We start from the raw sequence: 10,759 nt of genomic DNA, 5'->3' as shown, positions 1-10,759 counted from the left end.
AGTTAAACGACAAGCTTAGGGCAGTGGCCTACGAGGCCGGGGGCACGTCCCCTGAAGAAAGCGGAGGTGCCGGGAGCGGGCTTGCTTCGTCCTCGGCTGCCGCATATGCCTTTCCGTATTCCCACTCGGCGGCGAGTCTCGATTCGTGCTCCGCTGCGATCGCACGGGTCCTTACGTACTCCGTCTCGTCATGGTCCGACTCGTCGTACGCGGCCTGGCCGGAGGTCGCCTCGGCCTCACGCTGCTTTTGGTCCTCCGCTAGAGCCGCGACCGCGACAATGGCTGCGGCGGCCGCCGCCAGCCATCCAGTGACATGGTTGCGCTTCCACCAGCTAGGTGGAGATGTGCCGCTTGCGAGCGCCCTCAGGTCCTTCATCGTCTTGGTGATGTCGCGGGTCAGCGGCCGGTTCTCTCGGCGCCAAGTAGACCGCGATGGCCTCCCTCCGGGGTACACCACCGGGAACGACGGGAGCGTGCCGCGAACCGTGCTTCCGCCCGACAAAGCGTCGTCACGCTCCCGTGCCGAACGGGCATCGTCGAGCTGTCTTTGCGTCACCTGGTCGAAGATCCGTGTGTTCTCACGTTGCTCGTCAAGACGACGCTGATCGTCGCGTGCTTGTTCGTACTGGTAGTCGGACATCGAAATCCTTCCCATCGGTAGTCCACATGCTGGCCGCGGCCGGGTCTGCGGGTGCGGGTGCGCGTGGTCTTCGTCTTTCGTAGCCATCAGATGTTGTAGTCGGTGGCGGAGAGGCCCAGGCCGACCATGGTGCAGTCGGGTTGGTTCTGCGACAGCGGGGCTGACAGCTGCACGGTGCCAACGCTCGAACCAGGGAACAAAGGACATATGGTGGAGATACGTGTGACTGCTAGCCCTGATTCCTGACGAACAGTACGTTGGACCCGGTGTCCTGGTAGGTCATCTCCTCTGCTGAGCAGTCGATGTTTTCGGGGTCGAGCTTTGAGAGGCTGGCCTGCTTCGGGCTGCCATGAGAGCCATCCAGCGCGAGCATCACCGAGATCGCGCCACTCACGGACGAGTACGTGAGTGTGCTGCCGCTGATCGAGTAGCGGAACGAGATGTTCCCAGACTCGTAGATCTCGTATAGCCGGTGGTCGTCGCCGTAACCGAGGAGCCTCGCGTCGAACTTGTCACTGCCCGTACCGTCCGGACGGAGTTCAACCGTGCGGGTGGCTCCGTCGTGGGCCTGGACGGTGACGGTGCCGGTAGCGCTGCGATCCCAGACCGACATGGGATCCTCCTCGTACCAGGAGCCGGCGTCCTCAAGGCTCCACAAGCCAGTCGCGCAGTCCGCAGCCAGCAGCGGAGCACCGCTCTTTGTGTAACGGTTCCCGCCGAGGGTTAGCAGTGAACCGCGAACGGACCATTTCACGGCGTCTCCGCCCTGGCAGTTCGCACTTGTGAAGTGGAATCGCAGCGTGTCGCCGGCAACGGAGACAGTGCCGGAGCATTGGCTGTTGAAGAGGTCGTTGGTGAGAGTATGAATGACCTTGCCGTCAGCGGTGAAGGAGTACTCGTTCGCCGCGCCATGCCCGGTGACGCCGGAGCCGACGATCGCCCAGTCGCCGACCAGGCTCGACGGTATGCTCGCCGACGCATCACTGTCAGTCGTTACTGAGGCGGCCGACCTAGTGGACGGAACATTCGTGCCGGACGGGCCACCAGAATGGCTGATTGTTGATGCCAGCCCGGCCGAGCTGGCGCCGCTATCGCTGTGGACTGGGGACGGCACTGCGGATTTTCCGCACGCAGCAAGGAAAGTGGCGTTGACGACCACCAGTGCTGCAACGCGGAGAACGAAGGATCTGTTCCGACATCGATGGGCCGCCCTCGGTGGAGTCTTCACTCGCTTTCTCCTCTTCTGGTTCGTGCATGCCGTGGTAGGCACGCGCTTTCACGGCGCGTGCTGCGGGGTGACCGTGGAATTCGATTCCCAATCGCCGTGTGCCCGCCGGCCGGATGCTCGACTTGGCTGCTTTGGCTACCTGAGACGCGGCCATGCTGGGCCTCACCAGCTCGACAGCACGACCGAGACGAGCGGAGCGTCGGGGTCACGGCAACTCGGGCAGACCCCGACGAGCAGCAGCAAGACTCTTTTGACCGTTCCGATGTTCGGAACCTGGCCCACCGCGGCGCGGCCGCAGTCCTGACAGATGTGCCTGCCGCAGTGGGGACAGCCCTTGATCTTGAGCTCGGGCCCGACGGTGCCGCAGGTGTCGCATTGGATCACTGCCGCCATAGCCGCTCCTTCGATCGATGCGTCATTTCGAAGCTACTGTCGGCGATGGTCGGCCGTCCGGTACCTAGGCGCGAACTCCGCGGCCTTTGCGTACTGGAGTACGTATTGAAGAACTCTGCGACACTGGTCGGGATGCGGCCGCTGCGGATAGCATCCGGCCATGACGCTTGCCTGGCCGTTCATCGGGCGCGCGGACCAAGTGCGCGAGATCGTCGCGACGCTGAAGCGCAGCGCAAGCCCGGGGCTGATCGTGGCCGGGACGTCCGGGGTGGGGAAGACCAGGCTGGTGGACGAGGCCGTCTGCGCCTTGCCGCCGCATTTTGTGACCGTCAGGATGCACCCGACGCGGATTCTGCATCGGATGTCGTTCGAGGTCCTCGACGCGATCTACCCAGCCGGGTCGTCACGGCGGGGGCCGCACAACACGCCGAAATGGGAGGCTGAACGGATCCGGCGGTATGCCGAGTCACTGACTGGTGACGGGCGGCTCGTGCTGGTCGTCGACGACTTGCAGTTCCTCGACCCGCAGTCAGCCGCCGCCCTGCACCTGGTCGCGGGCAAACCCCGGATCCACATCCTTGCGACGGTCAACGTCGACGAGCCCGCCGACGACGAGGTCAAGGATCTGTGGCGGGACCGGGTCCTGGTCCGTCACGATCTAGCCCCCTTGGGCGATCCCAATGTCAGGGACCTGCTGCAACGGGTTCTCGGCGGGCCGGTGCACGCCCGTACGGTCTCGGAGCTCCGCTCCATTACCGGTGGGAATCTCGTGTTACTGGAAGCGCTGATCACGGCGGGGAAGGTCGCTGGTACGCTCGGACAGCACGACGGCGTGTGGGTGTGGAGCGGTCAGCCCTTGTTGGGAAACTCGGCGATCGACACGTTGTCGGGCAGGTTCGAGCGTGCCGGAGCCGAAGCCGAAGCCGAAGCCGTCACAGTCTTGGAGTACCTGGCGCTGTCGGAGCCGATCGGCGTCACCGTCCTCGTCGCGCTGACCTCGGCCGCCGCAGTCGAAGAGGCGGAGGCCGCGCGACTGATCCGCGTCGAGCGGAACGACCACCGGCTGGAAGCCCGGCTCCAACACCCGCTGTATGCGACCGTCCTCCGGAAGGCCATGCCGGTCACGCGGATGGGCCGGATGTCCCGCGAGCTGGCAGATGCCGTCCAGACCCTCGGTGCTCGACGCCGCGGCGACCTGCTGCGCGTCGCACTTTGGCAGATGGACGGCGACCTGCCCGGCCACGCGGCCACACTCGCCGGTGCGGCACGGCAGGCGTTCGCGCTGTACGACTTCCAGGCCGCGAACCGCCTGGCTCGGGCTGCCCTTGCCGCGGGCGCGGATGCTTCGACCGCAGTCGATATGTCGCTCATCCTCGCCTCCTCCGGGCAGTGGCACAGCGCGATCGAAGTCGCGCGCAGCGCCTTTCTGCAGGCTCGATCGCCGCTGGAACGCGCCGCAGCGGTATACGCGGAGGCATTCGAGCTCGGCGTCGGGCTGGGAAAGCTCGCCGCGGCCGAAGCACGGCTGGACGAGGAGGAGGCGGCCCTGTCGGCCGAGCCTGTGCCACGCGGTGCGGACGGAGAGGAGGTTCAGGCGGCGCTGGATGAGATGGTGTGCGGGCGTACTGCGCTCTGGGGCTTCGCCGGGCGCGTCCACGATGCCCGTGATCTGGCGCTGAGGCATCTGGAACAGCGGGACCGGCAGCTGCTTCCCGGTCCGCGAGCACACCTGCAGACGGTCGCGGCCTGGATGCTCGTCCATGCCGGCTCCCTTACGCAGGGCGTCCAACTGGCCCAGCAGACACTGTCCGAGTGGCAGGGCTGGCGTGACGCGCGACCCAGCCTCGCCCCGTTCCTGGTCATGACGATCGCCGTCGCCGATGTGGTCGCCGGCCGTCCGGCCGACGCCGACAGCGAACTCGCCGCCTGGTCGGCGTTGGCCCCGTCCGGCGACTGGCCGGTGGCCGAGGGCGTGCTCGGCCTTGTCGAGTGCTGGTCGTCGCGGTTGCAGGGCCGCTACGCGGATGCCCTCGTCGTCGCCCGTGACATGGTGGCGCGTTCGCAGGATGTGCGCGGCTCGGCGCTCGGCGAACTCGCGCACTGCCACAGCCAGTTGGGCAACCATGCGGCGGCCGCGGCAGCCCTCGACGAATCGGAAGGCCTGGCCGAGCAGTCGTGGGGTATCCATGATTACGCCCACCGGTTCGCCGCGATCCGCCTCGTCATCCAAGGCGGGAGGACCGACGACGCAGCCCAGGCAGCCGAGGCCTTTGCACGCTCTGCGGCAGAACGCGGCGCCTATGTCGTCGCCGCGCATGCCTGGCACGAACTGACCCGCTTGAACGTGGTGCTACCGCCCGACGCGATCGAGGTCATCGGCAGAGTCGAGGGACCATTCGCTCAGATCGCCCTCGAACACGCCGCCGCGCTCGCGGCCGCCGACGCCGACAGCCTCCGCGCGGTGTCCGATCGATGGGCGGCCGCCAACTTGTGGCCCTTCGCCGCTGACGCGACCGGCCAGGCCGCAGCCATCCTCGAAGCCACGGGGCGCCCCCAGGACGCCGCCGTCGCCCACGCGCGGGCATCCCTGCTGGCCGAGCACATCGACGGAAGCCCGTCCCCCGCCGTACTCCGGGCACGGACACTCAACCTGACACCGCGAGAGCGCCATGTCGCGACGCTCGCGGCCGGCGGGCTGAGCAATCTGCAGATCGCGGGGCAACTCGAATTGTCCGAGCGTACCGTCGAGAGCCACATGGGCCGGATCTTCGCAAAGATCGGCATCAACGATCGCCACAGGCTTCGCGAGATCTTCGGACCAGCACCGAACCGTCCGCTGCCGGAATGAACGCGATCTTCGCAGAGGTAGTCCGGCCCGGCCGACGCCCGGTCCTGCCAGGGAAACCGCAGCGATCCTCTCCACATTGCCGAGATCATCTCGCGGATCGCAACGCCCGCGCTGCGAGCAGGACCATCCCGTCAGGCCGGCGCAGCACGACGCAGACGTTGACGACCGAGGTGTGGCGGACAGCATGCTGAGACACCGCGTTTCTCCCTTCACGTAGCCACGACGGTAGTGGCACCGTCTAGCCCCGTCTTCCGCACATGGGATTTCGATGCCTTGACCGGCCCGGTTTCCGATCAAGGTGGTCGGGTCGGGTCGACGCCGAGAATGGTGAGCAGGTGCTGGTGCAAAGCCGATGGGCGGGGGATGCAGGCGGCTTGGTCGCCCCGGGCGGGCACGAGGCGCAGCCTGCTCGGTGTGCTGAAGAGCAGTGCTCCGGTGGGGCGGGCGGGCCGACCGGCGTAGAGGCCGGGGATCTTCCCGTCGGGGCCGGCGCCGAGGCGGGCTTGGCGTTCGACCAGGCAGAAGATGAGCAGGGCCAGGCAGATCACGTGGATGAGGGCGTGGATCCGCTGGTCGGAGTGCAGGAACATCGGCGCGACCGCGAGCGGCCCCTTGAACGCGCCGTAGCGGCGTTCGACGACTTCCTGGCCTTTGTAGCGGGCGAGGGCCTCGGCCGGGCCGATATCGGGTGCCAGGTTGGTCAGCAGGGCGTACCAGCCGTCGGTGGCGGCCTCAGCGTCGAGGGCGGCCTGGTCGAAGTGCCAGGTCGGGGCCGGTTTCCCGGTGTCCGGGTCGGTGCTGGTGGTGGCTTTGAGGTAGCGGGTGACTCTGCTGCTTAATTCGGCTGGGTGTCGTGGGTGCGGCATGATCTCCTGTGCGGTCCGGGTCGCCTCATGGGCCGCGGGAGGTAGGGCACATGTCGTTGCAGCCGAAGGGGCTGCCGGAGATCCCGGCGCAGACGGTGGCGGTCGCGCGGGCGGCGTTCCCGCGGGGAACGTTGGCGATGCGGCTACGGGACCGCCTCGCCGAGGTGTTCGTCGACGAGTCGTTCACCCCGGCGTTCGGCCGGCGGGGAGCGCCGGGTCTGCCGCCGGCGGTGTTGTCGCTGGTCACGGTGCTGCAGTTCACCGAGAACCTGACCGACCGGCAGGCCGCGGCGATGGCGGTCCGCGCGATCGACTGGAAGTACGCCCTCGGCGCGGAGCTGACTGACACCGGGTTCGACGCGACCGTGCTGTCCCGGTTCCGGGCCCGGCTGGCCGGCCACGGCCTGGAACGGGTGGTCTTCGACCGGCTCCTGCAGATCTGCCGTGACCAGGGCCTGATCAGCGCCGGTGGCCGGGCGCGCACCGATTCCACCCATGTGATCAGCGCGGTGCGGGACCTGAACCGGACCGAACTCGCCGGGGAGAGTGTGCGGGCGGCGTTGGAGGCCCTCGCGGTCGCGGCCCCGGACTGGCTGGCCGACACCCTGGACATCGACGAGTTGGCGCACCGCTACGGCGAGCGTGTCAACGGGTGGACGATGCCGTCGTCGACGACGGCCCGGGACCGCCTCACGGTGGTGTTCGGCCAAGACGCGCTCGCGTTGTGCCGGGCGGTGAGCACGCCCACCGCACCCGGCTGGCTGCCCGAGATCCCCGCGGTGGCGTTCCTGCGCGAGATGCTGGTGCAGACCTACTACCTGTCCACCGACAGCCGGGGACGGGAGGTGATCGTGAAGCGGGACGCCGACAAGCAGGGTGTCCCGCCTGGGCATCGTCGCTTGGCCTCCCCCTACGACCGCGACGCGCGGTGTGAGGTGCCCACCGTTCGACGTGCAGCAGCGGTGTCGGCGAGGTCGGCCGGTTGGCGACCAGCGCGGCGATCACCTCGCCGTGGGTGGCCCGGTTGACCTTGTCACGCATCGGGGCGAGCCGGTCGATCGTGCCCGCGACATCGAGGCGGGCCAGGTAGTCACGCACGACGGGGAGCGCGCCGAGCGGCTTCTCCACGCTCGGTGGCCCGTAGTCCATCGCGACCGACACAGCCACGAACAGTCCTAGACCCGCCACTACAGATCACGGTCATCCAGACGTGATCCGAACAAGAAACCACGTACCTGTCTCACCGCACGCACGTGCGGAAGACAGGTTGAACCGGTGCAGCCACCGCCGCACCGTCTTGGGATGACACTCCAGTTCGGTGGCGATCTGTGTGGTGCGCTGGCCGGCCCAGCTGACCGCGATGATCCTGGCACGCAGGATCCAGTCGGCCGGGGCGTGCCGGGCACCCGCCAGCTGACGGATCTTTTTCTCCTCGGCCGGGTTCCGGGGTGGCCGTGCGGAGAGGAAGGCGGGCATGACGTGCTCCCTGGTCAAAGCGAGCTGATACCCCGGTTCGCCCGATCTACCCCGGCCTTGAGGAACCCAGCACTATTACCCGGCGGAGTGGCCGATGGCATGGTCTCGAATGCTCCCGTGGTCTTGACGATCCGCAGCCGCGACGTGCTCAGGTTGGCGACGGCGGCCGGGTCGGTGGGGGTCACCTCGGGGGTGGCCGAGCTGGTGAACAGACACGCCACACCGGCGCCGTGGACGCCGCGTTCCTGGGACGCCAGCCCCAGTGCCCAGGTCAGCCGGGCGTTCGCCCCTGGATCGAGCTCCGCAGGGGCGGTCCCGGCGATCCCGAACAGTCCGCACATGTACGCTCACTTTCCCCGCCATTCGTCACCGTCGTGCCCCTGGTGGTGGTACCGATCGTCGGGCCCTGGTTGCTGACGAACACGCCGCACACGATCAGCAGCATCGCTACGCCCTGCACCCATGCCACGCGCTCCCCCAGCACCGGCCACGCCACCAACGCGGTGGCGACCGGTTCGAGGTAGTAGATGAACCCCGCACGCGAGGCGCCGATGACGGCGATTGACCGGTTCCACGCCGTGAAGGCCACCGCCGAGGACAGCACTCCGATGTACAGCAGCGACCACAACACCGGGCCGTCCAGGGACATCCGGCCGTCCGCCAGCAGCACGTCCCCGAGGTACAGCGGCAGCAGAAACGCCGTGCCGGCGCCGAACACGCTGGCCAGGAACACTGAACTCCGCAGCTGCGGCGGCTTGCGTCGCACCAGCACCGAGTAGCAGGCGAACGTCAACGTGCTCAGCAGCATCCACAGGTCACCGGAGTGGAACCGCAGACCGGTCAGCGACCCGTCAGTAATCAGTACCACTACCCCGACCAGCGCGACGATCATGCCCACCAGCCGCATCCAGGTGATCGGCGTGTCGTCCAACACGCGCGCGAGCAGCACGATGAACACCGGCGCGGCCACTGCCAGCAGCGCCAGGTTGGTCGCCGACGTGGTACGACCCGCGACGTAGACCAGCGTGTTGAACGCGGTGACCCCGAGGAATCCGGTCAGGCACAGGTATCCGAGATGGGCGCGGGCCAGCCACCACTGGGCCCGGGGCGCGCGGGCCACGAAGGGCACCAGCACGACGCTCGCGATCGCCCAACGCCAGAATGACAGGGCGACCGGGGAGACCTCGTCGCGCAGCCCCCGTGCGACGACGAAGTTCCCGGCCCAGATCACCACGGCCACCAGCGCCAGCCCATAGCCCCCCCAGGACGTGCGCGCCGTCCCAGCCGCCGTCGACGGTCCGGTGTGTTGGCACGATGAAGTCACGATTCCTTCCTCTCGGGCGCGGGATGCCCCTGTCGTGCCGACGAATTCGGTCCTGTCGCCGGAGTGGGAGCGGCGCCGGTTCAAGTCGGGGTGGGGACGTTGGCTGCGGGCGGTGCCGCCGCCCGCAGCGGCACTGGGTGCCGACCGCTGATCCGCCGCAGCCACAGCGCGAGTTCCGGCAGAGGGGTGCGGTCTCGATGCCGGTAGGTGGTGCCGCGGTCGGGCTGCTTGCGCAGCGATATCGTCTCGCCGCGTTCCAATCGCTCCGCGAGTTCGATGGTGCGCAGCACGCCGTAGTGCACCGACCGCGAGTACAGGTGCTCGTCGTTGTCGTGGGGGAACATCGGCGGGACGGTGGTGTCCAGCACCGCGCCGGAGTCCAGCGCCGGGGTCAGCACATGCACCGTCGCGCCGATGCGGTCCCAGTCGGCCGCGCGGTAGGCGAAGTAGATGCAGTGGTTGCCCTTGTACTCCGGCAGCCATCCGGTGTGGATGTTGACCATCAGTCCGGGTACGGTCCCAATCAGTTTCCGGCCGAGCACGCCGGTACCGCACACCACAGTGAGGTCCGGGCGCAGCCCGGCAACGAGTTCCCGCACCTCTGGGCTGTTGACGTTGGCGACCCGGTGCGCAGGCGTGTCCGGTTCGGGCAGATCGGCACACAAGGCCCCGAAATACTCCCGGCGGTACCGCGCCCGACCCGTCAGCTTTTGCCGTCTGCCCTGGTAGGCGCGGTAAAGCGCATCCCGGTAGCGGTGATGCCGCCACAGTCGCCGCTGCTGGTCTGCGCCGGATTCGACGATCGTGGCAAGCAGGTTCAGCCGGGTGCCGACCAGACGGCGCAGGTAGCTATGCTGCGGGTCGTCGCAGATCAGCAGGACGACGCGCAGATGCGGGTGGTCGGAGTCGAAGCGGACGGTGTCGCCGTCGCGAACGATACCCATCAGAGTGTCCGAATCCTTGTCAAACTGGGGAACATGCGAACGGGATCGCGGTCAGATGACCGGCTGCGCCTGCTCCCAGGCGGGGACTGCCCTCGGTGGGCGGGCCTCGGTTGAAGCGGGGGACGCCGCTGGAAGGTCGCTGAAGACGTGGCGGGACCGCCGCGGGTGGTACAGCATGTGCATCGGGTGCGGGCGTCTGGCCAAGGCGTCCAGCACGGCTTCGGCGATGACCGGAGCCTGCGCGAACCCGCCGGTGTTGTGCCCGCCCGTGACGACGAACGCTCCGTTCGCAGCGGGCAGCGTCTCGAACAGGCCCAGGTTGGATGCAGTCCACGGGCGCACGCAGAACCGCGCGTCAGGATCACCGGGGGTGATGTCGGCTGCGGCGTATGCTCGGGGGAACAACCGTCGTGCCGTGTCTGCGATCGCGGCGTGAATCGCAGCCAGCTCAGCGCGGTCGATGTTGGTCAGGTCCGCGCCGGTATAGCCGTAGCCAGAGCCGAACATTAGTACTTCAGCGCCGTGCTCGTCGCGGGCGACGGTGACATTAGCGTCCTCGGCGATGTGCCCGCGGCGGGCAACCTTGAGCGAGTGTTCAAGTCGCGGTCGGAGATTCGGCACGGTCAGCCAGCAACCGAGGACGCCGTGGATCTGTCCAGCGGACTCGGTCTTGGCTAGAAGATCCTCGCCATGCACGCCCGGGGACACCACGTAGTGGTGGGCGCGGTGGAAGTTGCCGCGCGCGGTGAGTACCCCAGCCACCCGATTGGCGCGATCGTGCAGCATGGTGTCCACCTGCTCATCGAACCCCAGCCGCACTCCGGCAGCCTCCAACCTGTCCAGTAACCGGGCGATGAAATCGTGCACGTTCAGGGTGAACCCGCGCACCAGCACGCCGCCCGCGTAGGCATCCGGCGCGGCCTCGGCCAGCGCAGGGAACTCCGTTCGCACGCGGTCCGAGACGTAGACGTCCAGCAACGCGCCCGCGTCGCGCTGCCTACGGACCCCAGCAGCGAAATGGTCGGCGTCCCCATAGGATT

Annotated in this window: 11 protein-coding genes; 2 read left to right on the top strand and 9 right to left on the bottom strand. The window is 67.9% G+C overall.

What is annotated here, in order from left to right:
* Window positions 1–28 precede the first annotated feature (28 nt).
* The 3 genes from NBW84_RS11750 to NBW84_RS11740 form a co-directional block, all read right to left on the bottom strand.
* On the bottom strand, window positions 29–640 hold the full coding sequence (locus NBW84_RS11750; RefSeq protein ID WP_250284493.1) for a hypothetical protein: 612 nt from the start codon (window positions 638–640) through the stop codon (window positions 29–31).
* Between the two features lie 229 nt (window positions 641–869).
* Window positions 870–1,799, bottom strand: a complete 930-nt coding sequence (locus NBW84_RS11745; RefSeq protein ID WP_250284492.1) for a hypothetical protein — start codon at window positions 1,797–1,799, stop codon at window positions 870–872.
* A 231-nt stretch (window positions 1,800–2,030) separates the two neighbouring features.
* Complete coding sequence (locus NBW84_RS11740) at window positions 2,031–2,261, bottom strand: hypothetical protein (protein ID WP_250284490.1); 231 nt, start codon at window positions 2,259–2,261, stop codon at window positions 2,031–2,033.
* A 160-nt stretch (window positions 2,262–2,421) separates the two neighbouring features.
* On the opposite strand from NBW84_RS11740, the gene NBW84_RS11735 reads away from it, so the two are divergent.
* Window positions 2,422–5,109: a LuxR C-terminal-related transcriptional regulator gene (locus NBW84_RS11735; protein ID WP_250284488.1), complete on the top strand. Its 2,688-nt coding sequence runs from the start codon at window positions 2,422–2,424 to the stop codon at window positions 5,107–5,109.
* Between the two features lie 293 nt (window positions 5,110–5,402).
* Here the strand turns inward: NBW84_RS11735 and NBW84_RS11730 are convergent, their stop codons facing one another.
* A complete protein-coding gene (locus tag NBW84_RS11730) occupies window positions 5,403–5,975 on the bottom strand; it encodes a hypothetical protein (protein WP_250284486.1) in 573 nt (190 codons plus the stop codon).
* A 50-nt stretch (window positions 5,976–6,025) separates the two neighbouring features.
* Here NBW84_RS11730 and NBW84_RS11725 point away from each other — a divergent pair, with 50 nt between their 5' ends.
* Entirely contained in the window at window positions 6,026–7,003 is a 978-nt protein-coding gene (locus NBW84_RS11725) for a transposase (protein WP_250284483.1), read from the top strand.
* Between the two features lie 172 nt (window positions 7,004–7,175).
* On the opposite strand, the gene NBW84_RS11720 is transcribed toward NBW84_RS11725, so the two are convergent.
* The 5 genes from NBW84_RS11720 to NBW84_RS11700 form a co-directional block, all read right to left on the bottom strand.
* Window positions 7,176–7,451 (bottom strand): helix-turn-helix domain-containing protein, encoded by a 276-nt coding sequence (locus tag NBW84_RS11720; protein WP_250284481.1) that lies wholly within the window; start codon window positions 7,449–7,451, stop codon window positions 7,176–7,178.
* A gap of 14 nt (window positions 7,452–7,465) precedes the next feature.
* Window positions 7,466–7,792 carry a hypothetical protein gene (locus NBW84_RS11715; RefSeq protein WP_250284479.1) on the bottom strand — a complete coding sequence of 109 codons (327 nt, stop codon included), beginning with the start codon at window positions 7,790–7,792 and terminating at the stop codon, window positions 7,466–7,468.
* A complete protein-coding gene (locus tag NBW84_RS11710; protein ID WP_250284477.1) occupies window positions 7,723–8,775 on the bottom strand; it encodes a DMT family transporter in 1,053 nt (350 codons plus the stop codon). Before NBW84_RS11710 ends, NBW84_RS11715 begins: the two co-directional genes overlap by 70 nt.
* Before the next feature lie 80 nt (window positions 8,776–8,855).
* Window positions 8,856–9,719: a formyltransferase family protein gene (locus tag NBW84_RS11705; protein WP_250284475.1), complete on the bottom strand. Its 864-nt coding sequence runs from the start codon at window positions 9,717–9,719 to the stop codon at window positions 8,856–8,858.
* Between the two features lie 51 nt (window positions 9,720–9,770).
* Window positions 9,771–10,759, bottom strand: a 989-nt coding sequence (locus tag NBW84_RS11700; RefSeq protein ID WP_250284474.1) for an NAD(P)/FAD-dependent oxidoreductase, incomplete at its 5' end; no start/stop codon positions are given.

Origin of the sequence: Protofrankia sp. CiP1_Cm_nod2 (assembly GCF_920664355.1) — a bacterium.
Taxonomy (GTDB): domain Bacteria; phylum Actinomycetota; class Actinomycetes; order Frankiales; family Frankiaceae; genus Protofrankia.
This window is presented reverse-complemented; position numbering and strand designations above follow the sequence as displayed.